The sequence below is a fragment of the Mesorhizobium sp. P2_E9 genome, assembly GCF_056403815.1.
In genome coordinates this window covers 205,822-223,768 of record NZ_JBFUET010000003.1, presented here as the reverse complement: position 1 = coordinate 223,768, position 17,947 = coordinate 205,822, and the positions used below count along the sequence as shown (strand labels likewise).

Annotated in this window: 17 protein-coding genes and 1 riboswitch; of the genes, 9 read left to right on the top strand and 8 right to left on the bottom strand. The window is 64.6% G+C overall.

The window, feature by feature from the left end; translation table 11 throughout:
• The first annotated feature begins 1 nt into the window (after position 1).
• Positions 2-769, top strand: coding sequence for a cobalt-precorrin-6A reductase (locus tag AC1D05_RS07100; protein ID WP_477439939.1), 768 nt, complete (start codon positions 2-4; stop codon positions 767-769).
• Here the strand turns inward: AC1D05_RS07100 and AC1D05_RS07095 are convergent.
• The 8 genes from AC1D05_RS07095 to AC1D05_RS07060 all read right to left on the bottom strand — a co-directional run bounded on the left by AC1D05_RS07095 (position 733) and on the right by AC1D05_RS07060 (position 11,003).
• Positions 733-1,497: a precorrin-3B C(17)-methyltransferase gene (locus AC1D05_RS07095; RefSeq protein WP_477439491.1), complete on the bottom strand. Its 765-nt coding sequence runs from the start codon at positions 1,495-1,497 to the stop codon at positions 733-735. The two genes, AC1D05_RS07100 and AC1D05_RS07095, sit on opposite strands and share 37 nt — an antisense overlap.
• Positions 1,494-2,252: a precorrin-2 C(20)-methyltransferase gene (locus AC1D05_RS07090; RefSeq protein ID WP_477439489.1), complete on the bottom strand. Its 759-nt coding sequence runs from the start codon at positions 2,250-2,252 to the stop codon at positions 1,494-1,496. The genes AC1D05_RS07095 and AC1D05_RS07090 overlap by 4 nt, the downstream gene beginning before the upstream one ends.
• Positions 2,249-2,881, bottom strand: coding sequence for a precorrin-8X methylmutase (locus AC1D05_RS07085; RefSeq protein ID WP_477439487.1), 633 nt, complete (start codon positions 2,879-2,881; stop codon positions 2,249-2,251). The genes AC1D05_RS07090 and AC1D05_RS07085 overlap by 4 nt, the downstream gene beginning before the upstream one ends.
• A gap of 2 nt (positions 2,882-2,883) precedes the next feature.
• A complete protein-coding gene (cobG, locus tag AC1D05_RS07080; protein WP_477439485.1) occupies positions 2,884-4,398 on the bottom strand; it encodes a precorrin-3B synthase in 1,515 nt (504 codons plus the stop codon).
• A complete protein-coding gene (locus AC1D05_RS07075) occupies positions 4,395-8,042 on the bottom strand; it encodes a cobaltochelatase subunit CobN (RefSeq protein ID WP_477439483.1) in 3,648 nt (1,215 codons plus the stop codon). The genes cobG and AC1D05_RS07075 overlap by 4 nt, the downstream gene beginning before the upstream one ends.
• An 18-nt stretch (positions 8,043-8,060) precedes the next feature.
• Positions 8,061-9,098 carry a cobalamin biosynthesis protein CobW gene (gene cobW, locus AC1D05_RS07070; protein ID WP_477439481.1) on the bottom strand — a complete coding sequence of 346 codons (1,038 nt, stop codon included), beginning with the start codon at positions 9,096-9,098 and terminating at the stop codon, positions 8,061-8,063.
• A gap of 2 nt (positions 9,099-9,100) precedes the next feature.
• Positions 9,101-9,529 carry a DUF1636 family protein gene (locus AC1D05_RS07065; protein ID WP_477439479.1) on the bottom strand — a complete coding sequence of 143 codons (429 nt, stop codon included), beginning with the start codon at positions 9,527-9,529 and terminating at the stop codon, positions 9,101-9,103.
• A gap of 39 nt (positions 9,530-9,568) precedes the next feature.
• A riboswitch (cobalamin riboswitch) is annotated at positions 9,569-9,774 on the bottom strand.
• A 29-nt stretch (positions 9,775-9,803) separates the two neighbouring features.
• A complete protein-coding gene (locus AC1D05_RS07060; RefSeq protein ID WP_477439477.1) occupies positions 9,804-11,003 on the bottom strand; it encodes a winged helix-turn-helix domain-containing protein in 1,200 nt (399 codons plus the stop codon).
• A gap of 334 nt (positions 11,004-11,337) precedes the next feature.
• Between AC1D05_RS07060 and AC1D05_RS07055 the strand changes: the two genes are divergently transcribed.
• From AC1D05_RS07055 to AC1D05_RS07020, 8 genes are all read left to right on the top strand, one after another.
• Positions 11,338-11,703: an NADH-quinone oxidoreductase subunit A gene (locus AC1D05_RS07055; RefSeq protein ID WP_010910112.1), complete on the top strand. Its 366-nt coding sequence runs from the start codon at positions 11,338-11,340 to the stop codon at positions 11,701-11,703.
• Entirely contained in the window at positions 11,694-12,275 is a 582-nt protein-coding gene (locus AC1D05_RS07050) for a NuoB/complex I 20 kDa subunit family protein (protein WP_477439475.1), read from the top strand. Before AC1D05_RS07055 ends, AC1D05_RS07050 begins: the two co-directional genes overlap by 10 nt.
• A gap of 4 nt (positions 12,276-12,279) precedes the next feature.
• Positions 12,280-12,885 (top strand): NADH-quinone oxidoreductase subunit C, encoded by a 606-nt coding sequence (locus AC1D05_RS07045; RefSeq protein ID WP_477439473.1) that lies wholly within the window; start codon positions 12,280-12,282, stop codon positions 12,883-12,885.
• Positions 12,886-12,894: 9 nt separating this feature from the next.
• Positions 12,895-14,085, top strand: a complete 1,191-nt coding sequence (locus AC1D05_RS07040; protein WP_095204095.1) for an NADH-quinone oxidoreductase subunit D — start codon at positions 12,895-12,897, stop codon at positions 14,083-14,085.
• Positions 14,086-15,396, top strand: a complete 1,311-nt coding sequence (locus AC1D05_RS07035) for an NADH-quinone oxidoreductase subunit E (protein ID WP_477439471.1) — start codon at positions 14,086-14,088, stop codon at positions 15,394-15,396.
• A 5-nt stretch (positions 15,397-15,401) separates the two neighbouring features.
• Positions 15,402-15,842 (top strand): hypothetical protein, encoded by a 441-nt coding sequence (locus tag AC1D05_RS07030; protein ID WP_477439469.1) that lies wholly within the window; start codon positions 15,402-15,404, stop codon positions 15,840-15,842.
• Positions 15,832-17,136: an NADH-quinone oxidoreductase subunit NuoF gene (nuoF, locus tag AC1D05_RS07025; RefSeq protein WP_477439467.1), complete on the top strand. Its 1,305-nt coding sequence runs from the start codon at positions 15,832-15,834 to the stop codon at positions 17,134-17,136. Before AC1D05_RS07030 ends, nuoF begins: the two co-directional genes overlap by 11 nt.
• A gap of 80 nt (positions 17,137-17,216) precedes the next feature.
• Positions 17,217-17,912: an NADH-ubiquinone dehydrogenase gene (locus AC1D05_RS07020; protein ID WP_477439465.1), complete on the top strand. Its 696-nt coding sequence runs from the start codon at positions 17,217-17,219 to the stop codon at positions 17,910-17,912.
• Positions 17,913-17,947 lie beyond the last annotated feature (35 nt).

Sequence of the window (17,947 nt, the reverse complement as noted above, 5' to 3'; positions counted from 1 at the left end):
GATGACCCACCGCATTCTGATCCTCGGCGGCACCACGGAAGCCCGGCAACTGGCGGGCAGGTTGGCTGTCCGCGCGGATCTCTCCGTCACGCTGTCGCTGGCCGGGCGCACCGAGAACCCGATCGCCCAGAACGTGCCGATAAGGGTCGGTGGCTTTGGTGGTGCTGGCGGGCTGGCGGCCTATCTCAATGACATGCGGATCGACCTGTTGGTTGACGCCACGCATCCCTATGCGGCGCGAATCTCCGCCAATGCCGTGCAAGCGGCACGCATGGCCGGCGCGCCGATTTTCGCCTTGCGGCGCCTCGGCTGGGAGCCCGTCGAGGGAGATCGCTGGACTCAGGTTGATGCGGTCGGCGAGGCCGTGCAAGCGCTTGGATCGGCACCGCGCCGGGTCTTCCTGGCGCTTGGCCGGCAAGAGGTTTCCGCGTTCGAAGCAGCCCCCCAGCATCATTATCTCATCCGTAGCGTCGATCCGGTCGAGCCGAAGCTGGCGGTGCCGGATGCCGACTATCTGCTGTCGCGCGGGCCGTTTCGGGAGGACGACGAACGCATGCTGCTCGAAAATCATCGCATCGACGTCGTCGTGTCCAAGAACAGCGGCGGCGCGGCGACCTACGGCAAGATTGCCGCTGCACGGGCTCTCGGCATCGAGGTGGTCATGGTGCGCCGGCCAGCGCTGCCGGAGGTGCCCTCGGCCGCAACCGTCGAAGCGCTGGTCGCGATGGTCGATCATTTTGTCGAGCCCGCCGCCGAACGCGGCGTATAGACCAGCGCCGGCTTGTCGCCGCGCTTGATGATGCGGGTCTCCGGCGAGCCGATGATGATGCAGGTCGCCATGTCAGCCTTCTGCCCGTCGACGTCGGCCAGCAGATAGACCTCAATACGCTCGTCCGGGCGGCCGGCGGCGCGGCCGAAAATCACGGGCGTGGTGCCGGGCAGGATCGCGGTCAGGCATTCGAAGGCGCGGCCAAGCTGCCAGGGCCGCGCCTTGCTGATCGGGTTGTAGAGCGCGATGACGAAACCGGCGCCGGCAGCGGCCAGCAAGCGCAGTTCGATCAAGTCCCACGGCTTCAGATTGTCGGACAGCGAAATGGCGCAGAAATCGTGGCCAAGCGGGGCGCCGATGCGGGCGGCGACCGCGAGCATGGCGGTGATGCCGGGCACGACGGCGACGTCGACCGCGCGCCATTCGGGCGGACCGGCCTCGATCGCCTCGCAGACGGCGGCGGCCATGGCGAAGACGCCGGGATCCCCACCCGAAACCACGGCGACCTCATGGCCCTCGGCCGCCTTGGTCAAGGCATCCTTGGAGCGGGCGAGTTCTTCGCGGTTGTCGGAAGCGACGCGGGTCTGGTCCGGGCGCAGTTCCAGCCGGTCGAGATAGGGTTTGTAGCCATAGAAGAATTTGGCTTGCGCGACGGCGCTGCTGGCTTCCGGCGTGACCTGATCGGCATTGCCAGGCCCAAGGCCGATGACGGTGATGCGGCCGCTCATGCCTGCCCTCCCAGCACGCCGGGGCGGCCGGACCAGCCGGCGACCAGCACAATGGCGAAGTAGGGCGCCTTGTCGTCCTGTTTGTCGGCGAGCTTCATCGACACACTGCTGGCCATGGTGCCGCGCTCGACATAGACGGCGCGTGTCAGCTTGCCGGTGGCTTCCAGCGCCCGCCTGATCTTGGCCAGGTTGCGGCCGACCTTCATGATGACGGCGGCATCGGTGTCGGCGAGGCGGCGAGTCAGCTCGAATTCGCTCATCGTGCCGGGCAAAACCGTCAATACGTCGTCGCCCTGGACGATCGGCACACCGGTCTGCGACCAGCAGCCCGACATGGCGGTGACGCCGGGGATGACCTCGGTCGGGAAACGATGCGCGAGGCGCACATGCAAATGCATGTAGGAGCCGTAAAACAGCGGGTCGCCTTCGGACAAGACGGCAACCATCTTGCCGGCTTCGAGATGTTCGGCGACCTTCTCGGCCGACTCCTCGTAGAAACCGGTGATTTGCGAGCGGTAGTCGTCGTGATCTTTGTCGATTTCGGTCGTGACGGGATAGAGCAGCGGCAATTCCAGCATGTCCGGCCGGAAGCGCGTTTCGACGATGGCGCGAGCATTGCTGTTGTTGCCGCGCTTGGCGAAATACGCCACGACATCGGCCTCGGCCAAGGCACGCGCGGCCTTCAGCGTCAGCAGTTCGGGGTCGCCGGGACCGGTGCCGACGCCGACGAGCCTTCCTTTGGGAAGCGCGTTCATAGGCCAGGCCTCGCCAGCGAATTGAGCGCGGCGGCGGTCATTGCGCTGCCGCCAAGCCGGCCGCGTACGATGGCATAGGGAACGCCATAGGAATTCTCGGCCAGCGCATCCTTGGATTCGGCGGCACCGACGAAGCCGACCGGCATGCCGATGATGGCCGCTGGCTTCGGCGCGCCGTCGCGCAGCTTTTCCAGGAGATAGAAAAGTGCGGTCGGCGCATTGCCGATGGCGACCACCGAACCGGCCATGCGGTCGCCCCACAGGTCGATAGCAGCGGCCGAGCGGGTGTTGCCGATCGCCTTGGCGATATCATGTGTGCGCGGGTCGCGCAGCGTGCAGATCACCTCGTTGCCGGCGGGCAGGCGGGCGCGGGTGACGCCATGCGAAACCATTTCCGCGTCGCAGAAGATCGGCGCGCCGGCGGCGAGCGCTTTGCGCGCGGCAGTGACGAAGTCAGGCGAGAAAACGAAATGGCTCGATGCTTCGACCTGGCCGCAGGCATGGATCATGCGGATCGCGACATCGGCCTCGGCATCCGAGAAGCGCGAGAGGTCAGCCTCGGCGCGGATGATGGCGAAGGAGCGCTCGTAGATCGCCGTGCCGTCGTGGATGTAGTCGTAGGCGGCCATGCTCATTTCCGTTTTTTAGTTTGGGCCTGTCGGTAAGCCTCGGCGATTGCTGCCGGCCCAAGCCTTGTCAGGCAAGCGGCGGCGGTTTCGCCCTCAAATCGTGCGCTGCGGATCACCGTAGCGACGCGACTGAAGCCGCGCGCGGCGTCATAGCCCGGCCTGTAGCCGGCAGGAAGGGCCTTTGCCGTCGCGTTCACGACAAGTCCGGCTCCATTTTCGCCGCCGACGATCGTCAGCGCCGCCGGGCCGGGATGCGCGCAGCCCTTGGCGCAGCCGGAAATGTGCAAGGTGAAGTCGAGGATGTCGGCGTTTTCGGCGGCGATCGTCTCGGCGATGTCGCGCGTGGCGATGCGTCCGGAGGCACAGGCCGGCGTGCCGGGGCAAGCGGCGATGCGGGTGCGCGGGTCGGTGGGAGAGGTGACGAAGCCGAGGGTGGAGGCGGTTTGTTGGAGGGGCTCGTTAGCGGTTGCCGGTTGGCCGAGAAAGAGCAGAGCGCGGCCTGGGGCGAAGCGGATTTCGGTTGTGCCGAGAGTGAGGGCGTGTTGGGCGAGTGCGATCATCTTGTGCGCGGGCATGCTGCCATAGGGCAGGCCGATGCCGAGGGCGATGGCGCGGCTTACGTTGAAGAAGCCAATTGGCCGGCAAGGGTGCCCTACGGCGCCCCCCTCTGTCCTGCCGGACATCTCCCCCACTAGGGGGGAGATTACGCTGTCATCTCGGCTTTCGCCAATCTCCAATGTTGTTGGAAGAGAGCCGGCGTCCGAGCTGCCGATCTCCCCCCTTGTGGGGGAGATGTCCGGCAGGACAGAGGGGGGCGCCTCACGCAAACTTGTCAGGCATAGCCAACCGGCGAGAGACGCCAACTGCCTCTCCGACAAGTCCCTCGCATGGGCGTCGCGGCCCTTCTCGGCAACCATTCGGAGAGCAGCGACAGTAATATCGCGCGCTGCATCGTCCTCAACCGTCGCAAGCAGTTTCGGGCTTTGGCCGTCAACAGCGATAGATACAGTCCACAGAACGCCTTCGTCGCTCTGCACGGCCACAAGGCGCACATCGGCCGTCACCGTATCCAGCGTCAACTGCCCGCCACCGTCGACGACAACCGAAACCTTCGGCCCAAGCCGTTGCGTCAGCCCAGCTTCCTCGACCGCCACCCTGATCCGCTCAGCCAGCGGTCGCGGATCGGCGATCTCTTGCGGATCGATGCCTGCCAGCGGACCTGTCTCGATCGGCACGCCGGTGCGCACCGCAATGCCCAGTGCATCCACCTCCGGTGCCAGCAGCGCAGCACCTTCCGTTGTCAGGCCGCGTATCTGCAAGCTACCGCGCGAGGTGACTTCCATGATGCCATTGCCATATCGGACAGCGGATTCAGCCAGCCCGATCAACAGCTTCGGCGACAATCCTTCAGAAGATGGGCCTCCGGCGACCGGGTTCAGCCGCACCAGCAGCCCGTCGCCGGTCTGCATCGGCGCCGACAAAGCCGGGCAGGCGCCGCGACGCGAGAAGGCGTTCATGCCGCCACCCCGAGCGCTTCTGCCTCGGCAATCAGCGCGGCGAGGTCGTCGTCAATGGAATTGCGCAAGGGATGCCAGAGACCGCGCCGGCGCGCCGACAGGAAGCGCTCGGCGATGACCTTCGCGGCGGCCGGGTTTTCGCGCAGAATGAAGGCGCGAACCTCGGGATCGCCGACATAGGCGTCATGCACGGCCTCGATCAGCGCGCCCGATATGGCATGGGTGGTCTCGGCAAAGCCGACCAGCCGGTCGACTGTCTCGGCGAATTCGGAGGCGCCCCGCGGGCCGTGGCGCATCTGGCCTGATATGAAGTGTGGGTTAACGGCGCGGGCGCGCACGACGCGTGATACAGCCTCGCTGACCGAGCGCGGCTTCGGCTTTTGCGGGTCCGTTGTGTCGAGCACGATGACGTCGGCATTTCTGCCGAGAGCTGCCAACGCCGCCGAAAAACCGCCGATGAAGGCGACATCGGCGGAGCCCTCGAGGATGTCGCGGCCGGGGTCGTCGCCGGTGTGGACGAGAAGGTCAGCCTCGGCGATGCGGCCTTCAAACGCGCCGGGCGCCGAAATGCCTTCGCCGCCGGCACCGCCATAGGCATGCGAGGTGGCGTCGAGATAGGCGCGGCCGATCTCTTCACGCACTGCCCAGTCCCCACGGGACAAAAGTTCCTCGACGCCGGCACCGTATGTGCCGGGCGAGGTGCCGAAAATGCGCGGGCTGATCTTGCCGTCGGCGCGGGTCCGGGCGGCGAGGGGGTTTTCCGAGTCCTCTTCGTCGCGCGCGGCAACGGCGTTGGCGGCGGCATCGATCAGCGCGATCTGGGTCGGGAACATGTCGCGGAACAGGCCCGAGATGCGCCAGGTGACGTCGACGCGTGGGCGGCCGAGTGCCGCAGGCGGCAACACCTCGATGCCGGTGATGCGGCCGGTGGCGGCATCCCATTGCGGCCGGCAGCCCATCAGCGCCAGGCCTTGTGCGATTTCCTCGCCGCCGGTGCGCAGCGAAGCCGAGCCCCAGAGGTCTATGACCAGCGAGCGTGGCCAGTCGCCATGCGCCTGCATGTAGCCGCGCACGACTTCCTCCGCCGCCGCGCGGCCGAGATCATAGGCGGTGGGCGTCGGCATGGTGCGCGGGTCGGATGTGAACAAATTGCGGCCGGTGGGCAGCACATCGGAGCGCCCCCGCGCGGGCGCGCCGGCTGGACCAGCCTTGACGTGGCGGCCGTCGAGCGCGGCCAGCAGCGCCGCCTTTTCGTCTGCCGCACTTTGCCGACGCATGGCGTCGGGCTCGCCCTCGGGAGCGCGGCCATAGATATGCAGCCCGTCCTTGATGGTGAAATCCTTGAGGTCGCAGAGCCAGGCGTCGATGCGACGCAGTGCTTCGTCGGGGGCGTCGGTCCTGGCGACGCCGGCTTCCGAGGCAAGGCCGGTCCTTTGCGCGGTGTCGACGATCAGCTTGGCGAGACGATCGCGGCGGCGGCGGTCAAGCCCGTCGGCCTGGGCGTATTCGTCGACCAAGCGCTCGAGCCTGTGCTGGTTTTCGTCCAAACCGGCGCCGGTGAGCGGGGGCGGCAGATGGCCAAGCGTGACGGCGGCAATGCGCCGCTTGGCTTGTGCGGCCTCGCCGGGGTTTGAGACGATGAAGGGATAGATCACCGGCAAGGGGCCGGTGACGATCTCGGGAAAGCAGTTTTGCGACAGGGCGACCGTCTTGCCCGGCAGCCATTCGAGTGTGCCGTGGGCGCCGACATGGATCAGCGCGTGGATGCCAAGGGATTTGCGCAGCCACAGGCCGAAGGCGAGGAGGGCATGGCGCGGGGGGAGGGTCGGGTCGTGATAGTCGGCGCGGCGATCGGCGGAGCGACCGCGATCGGGGGCGAGGGCGATGGTGATGTTGCCGAAGGTGGCGGCGCGAAAGGGGAAGTGTTTCTTGCTTGATAGCGAAGGTCTGCGCGAGGCGCCCCCCTCTGTCCTGCCGGACATCTCCCCCACAAGGGGGGAGATTGAGCTGTCATCCGCGCATTCGCCAATCTCAAACATTGCAGAACGGGTGCCGGCGAAGGAGCTGCCGATCTCCCCACCTGTGGGGGAGATGTCCGGCAGGACAGAGGGGGGCGCCTCGCGCGGACCTGCCTCTTCTGCCTTACCCCAAGCGGCTTCTACCGCGACAACAGCCTCAACCGGCAGACCCTTCGAGAAGTCCAGATAGTCGTCCAGCCCCAGCCCACTATTGCCCCGCTCCAGCAAATCCAACAATTCACGCGGCGTTTGCGGAATCCCCTCAACCACATAGCCCTGTTCCTTGAGGTCGTTCAGCATCGCCAGCACACTGGACGGCACATCGAGGCCGACAGCATAGCCGGTACGGCCGGGAGCACTGGGATAGTCGGGGATCAGGATAGCCAGCTTGCGCTCGGCGCGAGGCGTGTCCTGCAAACGGATGAACGCCGCCACACGGTCCGCCACCTGCGTCACGCGATCCGGTTCCGGCCGGTTGGCGAAGGCGCGGTGGCCAAGTGCTGGATCGACATCGCTCTCGCCCTTGAAGGAAATGGCGCCAGCCAAGATGCGGCCGTCGAGTTCAGGCAGCACGACATGCATGGCGAGGTCGGCGGGCGCCAGGCCGCGCTGGTTGTTCTCCCAGACGTCGCGGCGGGTGGTGGCGACGATGACCTGGAAGACGGGGACGCCGGCACGGTCGAACAGGGTTTCGACGCCGGGTTCGGCGCCGGAGGCGAAGGCGGTCGCGGTGATGATGGCGGCGGGGTTCATGGATGCGATGGCGGTTTCCACGAAGGCCAGCGAGGTCGGGTCTTTCAGGCTGGAGACGAAGATCGGGACCGGGGCGATACCGCGTTGGCGCAGCGCTTCAAAAAGGGCGTCGACGGGCGCGACATCGGCGGCGAGCAGCATCGAGCGATAGAACAGGATTGGCACGACCTTTCCCTCCCCCTCGAGGGGAGGGTGGCCCGAAGGGCCGGGTGGGGTCGGTACGACCGGGCGCGACGTTTCTTCGAGTCGGCGCGTTTCGGAGAGGACCCCACCCCCGGCCTGCGGCCGGACCCTCCCCTCGAGGGGGAGGGGGACGACACCGCGTGTGGGTTCGTAGTAGCCAGCTTTTGGCACTGCGACCGGCTCAACAGTTTCCGCCTGCGCCCCCGCCAACCTTCCGAGCCTCTGCACCAGCGCGCTCATATTGGCCGGGCCGCCCTCGCGGAAATAACCGAGCAGTGCGTCCAGCTCTTCGCGCGGTAGCGTCGAGGCTTCGATCAGCCTGAGATCCTCGTCGTGGCTTTCGCCGGGAAGCAGCGCCAGTTTTATCCCGCGGTCGCGGGCGATGGCGGCAAGCTGGTCGCAGCCATAGCGCCACCAGTCGTAGCCGCCGAGGATGCGCACCAGGATGATCTTGGCGTGGCGGGCGACACTGTCGATCCAGAGGTCGACGGACATGGGATGGCGCAGGTCGCGTAGCGCTGCCAGTCGCATCGAGGGTAGGCGGCCGGCATCCGCCTTCCACGCGGCCGCCAAGCCGGCGAGATCGCTGTCGGTGAAGGACAGGGCCACGATATCCGCCGGCGTCTGCCGCAGATCGACCGGCTCGGCGAGATCGTCGAGCGAGGCGGAGGTCGTGGTGAGGATGTGCATCGCGGCCCGTGTCTGAAATCAGCCGGCGAGTATACGCTCGATCGCCGGGCGGTTCAGCCCCTTGAGGCCGATGACGACGAGGCGCGAGCGGCGGTCGTCCTCAGCCGTCCAGGCGCGGTCGTAGTAATGGTTGACGCGCGGGCCGACCGCCTGCAGGAGGAGCCGCATCGGCTTGCCGCCGACCTCGACGAAGCCTTTCACGCGCAGCACGTTTTCCTGTTCGGCGGCGGTGGCGACGCGCTTTGCCAGCTCGTCCGGATTGGCGATCGAGGCAATGTCGACGATGAAGGTGTCGAAATCGTCATGCTCGTGGTCGAATGCGCCGTCATGATGGGACTTGCGGTTCTCGATATCGTCCTCGACGGCGAGACCGAGCCCGAGCAGCACGGAAGGATCGACCTTGCCGTGCGAGGTCGGGACGATTTTTACCGCGCGGGCGGAGTGTTCGCCAATGATGGCGTTGGCACGCGCCGAACCGGCAGCGTCCATCAAATCGCTCTTCGACAGGATGATCAAATCGGCACAAGCGATCTGATCCTCGAACACTTCCTCGACCGGGTCGTCATGGTCGAGGCTGTCATCCCCGGCGCGCTGCGCCTGCAGGGCATCCATGTCGTTGGCGACACGGCCTTCGGCCAGTGCCGGGCCATCGACAACCGCAATGACGCCATCGACGGTCACACGGCTCTTCACCGTCGGCCACTGGAAAGCCTGGACCAGCGGCTTGGGCAGAGCGAGGCCCGAGGTCTCGATCAGGATATGGTCGACCTTCGGCGTCAGCGACAGGATCTTGTCGAGCGCCGGCACGAAATCATCGGCCACGGTGCAGCAGATGCAGCCATTGGCCAGTTCGACGATGTTTTCCTCGGGGCAGGTGTCGATGCCGCAGCCTTTCAAAATCTCGCCGTCGATGCCGATGTCGCCGAACTCGTTGACGATGATCGCAATGCGCTTGCCGCCGGCATTTTCCAGGAGATGGCGGACCAGCGTCGTCTTGCCGGCGCCGAGAAAGCCGGTGACGACGGTGCAGGGAACACGGGAGACGGAAGCGGTCATGGTTAGTCCTTCAGCATGTCGAGAGGTGGAATGCGGGCAACGAGGCCGCGCTTGAGGGAATCAGGCCGGCCGCGCCATGGGATGAGGCCGTCGGTCGAGGTGGCGAAGAGCTTTGCGCCGGTGACGAGGTCGGCGCCGCTGGTCGCGGTCAGGTCGCCGAAGACGTAGCTCCAGCAGCCATCGCGCAGGATGGCAGCACTGAGGCGGCGCTTGCAATTGCCGAGGCATTCGACCGTGCGGACGCGGATCGTGTCGGCCGCTGCGGCTTGGCGCGTATCTTCGGCCAAAAGTTCGCCGGCACGGGGATGGGCATCCGAGCCGGATTCATCGCGGCAGGAGGCGCAGACGATAACGGTGACGCCGGCCAAAGCATCGCTGTTGGCGGACGAAATATCCGCTGTGCCAGCCGAAAAACTGCTGTTCTGGTCCAAAAACCGGGCTCCTTGCCCGGAAACCCGCCGGGCGATCGGATACTTCTGTCGCAGACGGCAGGTCTCCTGGCTCGCGCGTCATCGCCTTCGGTAGCCGCCTTCCCGGGAACCTCCCAGTGGCTTTCGGCCTTGGCTCTTCGCTTACAGTTGCGGGGACAGCCGCGGATTTGAGATCGAAATCCCGCACCGCATTCCCTCTTAGCCCTTGCCGTTGCGGGCAAGGGACCGTCTGGACCGGATTTAGGCTTTTGCAGGCGGCGGTGTCAACGCGCGGCTACGACACCGCGATGTCGGCCAGCGCCGGACCCAGATCTCCGGCCGGCGTCACTTCCATGCGTTCAAGGCCAAGCCAGCGCTGCATCTGCTTCAATTCCTCGAACAGTTGCGCGGCGGTTTCAGGCGGCGCGCCCGGCTCGGGGTAGGCCGCGTGCACGCGCAGGATGCTCGCCGGCCGGTCGGCCCTAAGATCGACGCGCGCCACGATCCGGTCGCCGAGCAGGAAGGGCAGGACGTAATAGCCATATTGCCGCTTCTCGGCCGGTGTGTAGATCTCGATGCGGTAGTGGAAATCGAACAGCCGCTCCGAGCGCGATCGTTCGAAGACGACCGGATCGAACGGCGCCAGCAAGGCGCGGGCCTCGATTTTTCGGGGCAGGCGCGCGTCCTTATAGAGGTAAGCCGGCTTGTCCCAGCCTTCGACACGCACCGGCACCAGTTCGCCGGTCTCGACCAATTCCTCCAGCCGGCCCTTCATGTCGGCCGGCGACAGGCGGAAATAGTCGCGCAAATCGCCTGATGTCGCGATGCCGTGGGCGCGGGCTGAAATGCGCAGCAATTCGCGATGCGCGTCCTCGGTCGCCGGCACCGGAAGGTCGAGGATCGCCTGCGGCAGCACCCGCTCGGGCAAGTCATAGAAGCGCTCGAAGCCGCGACGGTGCGCCGTGGTGATGCGTCCGGCCCAGAACAGCCATTCGAAGGCGTGCTTGGCATGGCTCCAGCCCCACCAGCCGCCCGAGCCTTTCTGACCTTCCAGAGCCGAAGCAGCGATCGGACCGCGCGCGACGACCTCGCGGTAGATCTCTTCTATATAGGCGGCGTGCTCGCGGCCCCACTTGGCCAGCCCCAGATACATTTCGTCGCCTTGCGCGGCGCGCTGCATGCGCCAGCGCATCAGCGGGTAGGTCTCGACCGGCAGGAACGAGGCCTCGTGCGCCCAGTATTCGAACACCGTGCGCTTGCGCGTCACCGCGGCATTGTCGAGCAAAGCGAGCGGGTAGGGGCCAAGCCGCGAATAAAGCGGCATATAATGAGCGCGCACCACGGCGCTGACGGAATCGATCTGCAGCAGGCCGGTGCGAGAGAGAACGCGGGCGAAGTGGCGGCGGTCGGGTGTGCCATTTGGGCGCGGATCGAGAAATCCTTGAGCGGCGAGCGCGATGCGCCGGGCGGCGGCAAGCGAGATCTTTTCCTTCATTCGGATGCGACTCTTATGGCTCGTTGACCGTCATACAGACGGGTGATTCCGGGCCATGCTAGCAGGGTTTTGGCGGTAACCCTGTCAGGAGAGAAAAGTGGAGTAGAAAACGAAGGAAATCAAACAGGAGCGTATCGGATCAGTTTCTTCGGATATGCCGTCCAGCACTGCGTTTTGAACAAGGTTTGACTTGCTTCGCTGGAAGTGCTGCGCTAACCCTCGCCGCGTTGCAGCATAGGCCCCTTAAAACGGTTCAGCGGTTAAACTGTCACGCTTCCGCATTAAGGTCCGGTGCTGTAATCAAAGTGGATTGGCGCCAACGGAAAACCGCTGCATGAACGCACTCCTCAGTTCATACCTGCCCATCGTCCTGTTCATCGGCGTGGCTCTGGTCGTCGGCTTGGCGCTGCTGGCTGCACCGTTCCTGGTGGCCTACCGCAATCCCGATCCCGAAAAGCTTTCCGCTTACGAGTGCGGTTTCAACTCGTTCGACGACGCCCGCATGAAATTCGACATCCGTTTCTACCTGGTGTCGATCCTGTTCATCATCTTCGACCTGGAAGTGGCCTTCCTGTTTCCTTGGGCCGTATCCTTCTCGAAGATCGGCATGCTCGGTTTCTGGTCGATGATGGTGTTTTTGGCAGTGCTGACCATCGGCTTTGCCTATGAATGGAAAAAAGGAGCGCTGGAATGGGATTGAACGGCAGTTCAGGCACCCTCGTCGCGCCGAAGCCCAAGGGTATCATCGATCCCAACACCGGCAGGCCGGTGGGGGAGGACGATCCCTTCTTCCTTGAGATCAACAACGAGCTTGCCGACAAGGGCTTTCTGGTCACCTCGACCGAGGCGCTGATCACCTGGGCGCGCAGCGGCTCGCTGATGTTCATGACCTTTGGTCTGGCATGCTGCGCGGTCGAGATGATCCACACCTCGATGCCGCGCTACGACTCGGAGCGGTTCGGCGTCGCGCCGCGCGCGTCTCCGCGCCAGTCCGACATCATGATCGTCGCCGGCACGCTGACCAACAAGATGGCGCCGGCGCTGCGCAAGGTCTACGACCAGATGCCGGAGCCGCGCTACGTCATCTCGATGGGCTCGTGCGCCAATGGCGGCGGCTACTATCACTATTCCTATTCGGTGGTGCGCGGCTGCGACCGCATCGTGCCGGTCGACATCTATGTGCCCGGCTGCCCGCCGAGCGCCGAAGCCCTGCTCTACGGCATTCTTCTCCTGCAGAAGAAAATCCGCCGCACCGGCACGATCGAACGGTAAATCCATGGCCGCATCCCTTAGCGAACTGTCGACCTATCTCGGCGAGAGGCTTATCGGCCGTGTCACTGACGCTGATATCGCCTATGGCGAGCTCACCATCCATGTCGAGCCGAGCGACCTCATCGAAGTGGTGACCTTCCTGCGCGACGATGCGCGCTGCCAGTTCATCTCGATCATCGATGTCTGCGGCGCCGATTATCCGTCGCGTGCCAAGCGCTTCGACGTCGTCTACCACCTGCTGTCGCCGAAACAGAATGTGCGCATCCGCGTCAAGGTTCTGGCCGATGAGGAGACAATGGTGCCGTCGATCACCGGCGTTTTCCCCGGTGCCGACTGGTTCGAGCGCGAGACCTACGATCTCTATGGCGTGCTGTTCTCGGGCCATCCGGATCTGCGCCGCCTGTTGACCGATTACGGTTTCGAAGGCCATCCGCTGCGCAAGGATTTCCCGCTGACCGGCTTCGTTGAAGTGCGCTATGACGACGAAGCCAAGCGCGTCATCTACGAGCCTGTGGAATTGAAGCAGGAATTCAGGAACTTCGACTTTTTGAGCCCGTGGGAAGGAACCGACTACGTTCTTCCCGGGGACGAAAAAGCCAAGACGAATTGAGGCGCCACAATGGCTGAAACCTCCGTCCGCAATTTCAACATCAATTTCGGGCCGCAACACCCTGCGGCGCATGGCGTTTTGCGCCTCGTGCTGGAGCTCGACGGCGAAGTCGTCGATCGCGTCGATCCGCATATCGGACTTTTGCATCGCGGCACCGAAAAGCTGATCGAAGCAAAGACCTATCTACAGGCCGTGCCTTATCTCGACCGGCTCGATTATTGCGCGCCGATGAACCAGGAGCACGCCTTTGCGCTCGCCGCCGAGCGCCTGCTCGGCATCGAGGTGCCGAGGCGCGGCCAGCTGATCCGCGTGCTCTATTGCGAGATCGGCCGCATCATGTCGCACATCCTCAATGTGACGACGCAGGCGATGGATGTCGGTGCGCTGACGCCGCCGCTGTGGGGCTTCGTCGAGCGCGAAAAGCTGATGGTGTTCTATGAGCGGGCTTCGGGCTCGCGCATGCATGCCGCCTATTTCCGCCCCGGCGGCGTCCACCAGGACCTGCCGCGGCAGCTGGTCGAGGACATCGGCAAGTGGATCGACCCGTTCCTGAAGTCGATCGACGACCTCGATCGTCTGCTGACCGGCAACCGTATCTTCAAGCAGCGCAATGTCGATATCGGCATTGTTTCGCTGGCGGATGCCTGGGCCTGGGGTTTTTCCGGCGTCATGGTGCGCGGTTCGGGTGCGCCCTGGGACCTGCGCAAGTCGCAGCCCTATGAATGCTATTCGGAAATGGATTTCGACATCCCGATCGGCAAGAACGGCGACTGCTACGACCGTTATCTCGTGCGCATGGAAGAAATGCGCCAGTCGGCTCGGATCATGCGCCAGTGCGTCGACCTCTTGCTCGGCAAGGAAAGCACCGGCCCGGTATCGAACCTCGACGGCAAGGTGGTGCCGCCGAAGCGTCAGGCGATGAAGCGCTCGATGGAAGCGCTGATCCATCACTTCAAGCTCTACACCGAGGGCTATCGGGTGCCGGCCGGTGAGGTCTATGCGGCGGTCGAGGCGCCGAAGGGCGAATTCGGCGTCTATCTCGTCTCCGACGGCTCGAACAAGCCATACCGCTGCAAGCTGCGCGCGCCCGGTTTCGCGCATCTGCAGGCGATGGATTTCCTCTGCCGCGGCCACATGCTGGCCGACGTCACCGCCGTTCTCGGCTCCCTCGACATCGTGTTTGGTGAGGTCGATCGCTAAATGTCAGTCCGCCGTCTCGCAGAAGCAAGCGTTCAGCCAGCCTCCTTCGCCTTCAACCGGGCGAACGCGGCAGCGGCGAAGCAATGGATCAAGAAATACCCGAAGGGCCGCGAGCAGTCGGCGATCATCCCCTTGCTGATGATCGCGCAGGAGCAGGAAGGCTGGGTCACCAAGGCGGCGATCGAGACGATTTCGGATATGCTCGGCATGCCGCGTATCCGTGGGCTCGAGGTCGCGACTTTTTACACGCAGTACCAGCTCAATCCCGTTGGCACCCGCGCGCACATCCAGGTTTGCGGCACCACGCCCTGCATGCTGCGCGGTTCGGAAGCGCTGATGGATGTCTGCCGTTCAAAGATTCATCACGACCAGTTCCACACCAACGACAAGGGCACCTTGTCGTGGGAAGAGGTCGAGTGTCTCGGCGCCTGCGTCAACGCACCGATGGTCATGGTCTTCAAGGACACGTTTGAGGATCTGACGCCCGAACGGCTGGCCGAAATCATCGATCTCTACGATGCGGGCAAGGGCGCCTCGGTGGCGCCGGGGCCGCAGAATGGCCGCACCGGCTCCGAGCCGGCCTCCGGCCTGACGACGCTGAAGAGCGAAAAGGCGATCCTCAAGTCGACCCGCGACAAGGAAGCCAAGGCGGCCACCAAGGCCGCCCAGAATGCTGCGCCGACCGCTGCCGCCACCCCGGCTGCAGCAGCCGTGCCGGCTGCTCCAGCGGCGCAAGCACCGGCTGCGGCTCCTGTCGCGCCGTCCAATGCCAGCAAGCCGAAGACCGACGCGCCTGAAACCAGCCCGGCCCTGAAGACGCCCTCGGCGACCAAGGTGGCGCCGGCGGCGGAGAAGGCGGTGAGTGTTTCGGCACCGCTGCATTCGGCCGCCAACGCCAACACGGCAGCACCGGAAGTCGAGAAGGTTGCCAAGCAGCGCAATGGCCCGTTGGCCAAGGCCGAACCGGCCGCTGCCTTCAAGGCGCCGGAAACCAAGGCGCCGGCGGCAAAACCGGCAAAACCGTCGCTCGAGGACAAGAACCGTCCGGCCGGTATCGACAGGCCGGCCGCGGTCGACGATCTTAAGCTGATCTCCGGCGTAGGCCCGAAGATCGAGGGCATCCTGCACACGCTGGGCATCTTCACCTTCGCGCAGGTCGCCTCCTGGAAGAAGGCCGAGCGCGAGTGGGTGGACGGCTATCTCAGTTTCCCGGGCCGCATCGACCGCGACGACTGGGTCAAGCAGGCCAAGGCGCTCGCCAAGGGCGGCGTCGCCGAATACATCCGCGTTTTCGGCAAGAAGCCGGTCTGACAGTCATGAGCGCGCTAGGAAGTCATAGCGAATTTTTGACCCGGCTTGAGGGGCTGCTCGGCAAATTCGGGCACGTGGGAGCAGGGGCGGCCAGCGAAACCGGAATTTCATCCAACAAGGTGCCGCATACGTCTCTGAACAAGCGTGCAATTGCAGAATACGACTACAATGTTGGTAAAGTGGATGGCGACTGGTGTAATGCGAGAAAAGTTGGATATCTCGCGACTTACGTGGATTTTTTTGGCCCCAGTTTTTCATATGAGCGGCTGGAGTTTTCAGACGGTTACGTCCACCCCGATATGGCAAATATGAAAACGCATCTCAAATACGGCTGCATCGCCCCCGGGGCCGACGGGCATTTTGTCCTCACGGAAAAAGGTCGAGCGTTGATAGCCCCGTTCGTTATCTTGACGGACATTGACATGGAGGCGGCAAGTGCTGGCTGATAAAGACCGCATCTTCACCAACATCTACGGCCTCTTCGACAAATCGCTGGCCGGCGCAATGGCGCGCGGCGCCTGGGACAACACGCCCGGCATCGTCGCCAAGGGGCGCGACTGGATCGTCAACGAGATGAAGGCATCGGGCCTGCGCGGCCGCGGCGGCGCCGGCTTCCCGACTGGTCTCAAATGGTCGTTCATGCCCAAGCAGAGCGACGGCCGGCCGAGCTATCTCGTCATCAACGCCGACGAATCCGAGCCCGGCACCTGCAAGGACCGCGACATCCTGCGCAACGATCCGCACACGTTGGTCGAGGGCGCGCTGCTCGCCGGCTTCGCCATGGGCGCGATTGCGGCCTACATCTATGTGCGCGGCGAGTTCATCCGCGAGCGCGAGGCGCTGCAGCGGGCCATCGAGGAGGCTTATGAGGCCAAGCTGATCGGCAAGAACAACACGTCCGGCTATGATTTCGACGTCTACATGCATCACGGCGCCGGCGCCTATATATGCGGCGAAGAGACGGCGCTGCTCGAAAGCCTCGAAGGCAAGAAGGGCCAGCCGAGGCTGAAGCCGCCATTCCCGGCCAATGTCGGCTTGTACGGTTGTCCGACAACGGTCAACAACGTCGAATCGATCGCGGTGGCGCCGACCATCCTGCGTCGCGGCGCTGCCTGGTTCTCGTCCTTCGGCCGGCCCAACAATGTCGGCACCAAGCTGTTCTGCATCTCCGGTCACGTCAACAACCCGTGCACCGTCGAAGAGGCGATGTCGATCCCGTTCCGCGAGCTGATCGAAACGCATTGCGGCGGCATTCGCGGCGGCTGGGACAATCTGCTGGCGGTCATTCCGGGCGGCGCATCGGTGCCGCTGGTGCCGGCCGAGCAGATCATCGACACGCCGATGGATTTCGATGCGTTGCGCGATCTCAAATCCGGTCTTGGCACGGCGGCTGTCATCGTTATGGACAAGTCGACCGATGTCGTGAAGGCGATTGCCCGGTTGTCCTACTTCTACAAGCATGAGAGCTGCGGCCAGTGCACGCCCTGCCGCGAAGGCACCGGCTGGATGTGGCGGGTGATGGAGCGGCTGGTGCGCGGCGAAGCGCAGAAGCGCGAGATCGACATGCTGCTCGACGTCACCAAGCAGATCGAAGGCCACACTATCTGCGCGCTGGGCGACGCGGCGGCATGGCCAATCCAGGGCCTGATGCGGCATTTCCGCGGCGAGGTGGAGCGCCGTATCGACGAGTTTTCGCGCAATGCGCACCGGGCCGAACCGGTGATGGTGGCGGCGGAATAGACGAATTTGTGACTGCGGGCGAAAGCCCGAAGCGAGACTAGCGGGGCGGGGCGAACGAAGAAACGACCAGGAGAACTTCTATGGCGCCGTATTCGACACCCTACTCAATGATGCCCAATTTGGACCAGCTCGAGAAGATGAACCAGGACCTGACCAGGATGATGCCGAAGGAGATGGCCAGCGCCGTCAACCTTTTCGTGCACCCTGTCGCGGGTGCGGCGGCGATGTCGGCGCTTGGCATCGGGCTCGCGAACCATGCGTTCGGCGTCTGGCTGGGGGCGCTTTCGGGAGCTGCCGAGGCATCACAGCGCCTGATGCAGCCGCTGATCGAGGATTTCGAGGCACGCGTCGAGCAGTTCGAGGACGCGAACTCGTCGTCCACCAAGGCGCGGGCGACGGCGAAGACCATGATTGCCGAGGCGCAGTCTTTCGCCCAAGAGGTCACCGACATCGCCGCCAAGGAAGCCGCCACCACGGCGCCTGCGGTGAATGTCGCTCCGGCAACGAGCGAGGCCGCCGATGTGCTGCTGCCCGAGGATTTCAGGCAGCCCAAGGCTATGGACAGACCGGCGAAACCGTCTGACCTCAAGGCGATTTCGGGCATCGGCCCGAAGCTGGAAAAGGTGCTGAACGGGCTCGGTATCTGGACATATGCCCAGATCGCCGCCTGGTCGCCGCAGGAGATCGCCTGGGTCGACGACTATCTGTCGTTCAACGGTCGCATCGGCCGTGACGACTGGACTGCCCAGGCGGCTGTGCTGGCTGCGAAGAAATGACTGAAATGTCGGGCGCTGCGTCTGCCGCGCCCGGG

Coding starts and splice junctions, on each gene's coding strand:
- AC1D05_RS07100 (WP_477439939.1), top strand. CDS start 2: ATGACCCACCGCATTCTGATCCTCGGCGGCACCACGGAAGCCCGGCAA.
- AC1D05_RS07095 (WP_477439491.1), bottom strand. CDS start 1,497: ATGAGCGGCCGCATCACCGTCATCGGCCTTGGGCCTGGCAATGCCGAT.
- AC1D05_RS07090 (WP_477439489.1), bottom strand. CDS start 2,252: ATGAACGCGCTTCCCAAAGGAAGGCTCGTCGGCGTCGGCACCGGTCCC.
- AC1D05_RS07085 (WP_477439487.1), bottom strand. CDS start 2,881: ATGGCCGCCTACGACTACATCCACGACGGCACGGCGATCTACGAGCGC.
- cobG (WP_477439485.1), bottom strand. CDS start 4,398: ATGAACGCCTTCTCGCGTCGCGGCGCCTGCCCGGCTTTGTCGGCGCCG.
- AC1D05_RS07075 (WP_477439483.1), bottom strand. CDS start 8,042: ATGCACATCCTCACCACGACCTCCGCCTCGCTCGACGATCTCGCCGAG.
- cobW (WP_477439481.1), bottom strand. CDS start 9,098: ATGACCGCTTCCGTCTCCCGTGTTCCCTGCACCGTCGTCACCGGCTTT.
- AC1D05_RS07060 (WP_477439477.1), bottom strand. CDS start 11,003: ATGAAGGAAAAGATCTCGCTTGCCGCCGCCCGGCGCATCGCGCTCGCC.
- AC1D05_RS07055 (WP_010910112.1), top strand. CDS start 11,338: ATGAACGCACTCCTCAGTTCATACCTGCCCATCGTCCTGTTCATCGGC.
- AC1D05_RS07050 (WP_477439475.1), top strand. CDS start 11,694: ATGGGATTGAACGGCAGTTCAGGCACCCTCGTCGCGCCGAAGCCCAAG.
- AC1D05_RS07045 (WP_477439473.1), top strand. CDS start 12,280: ATGGCCGCATCCCTTAGCGAACTGTCGACCTATCTCGGCGAGAGGCTT.
- AC1D05_RS07040 (WP_095204095.1), top strand. CDS start 12,895: ATGGCTGAAACCTCCGTCCGCAATTTCAACATCAATTTCGGGCCGCAA.
- AC1D05_RS07035 (WP_477439471.1), top strand. CDS start 14,086: ATGTCAGTCCGCCGTCTCGCAGAAGCAAGCGTTCAGCCAGCCTCCTTC.
- AC1D05_RS07030 (WP_477439469.1), top strand. CDS start 15,402: ATGAGCGCGCTAGGAAGTCATAGCGAATTTTTGACCCGGCTTGAGGGG.
- AC1D05_RS07020 (WP_477439465.1), top strand. CDS start 17,217: ATGGCGCCGTATTCGACACCCTACTCAATGATGCCCAATTTGGACCAG.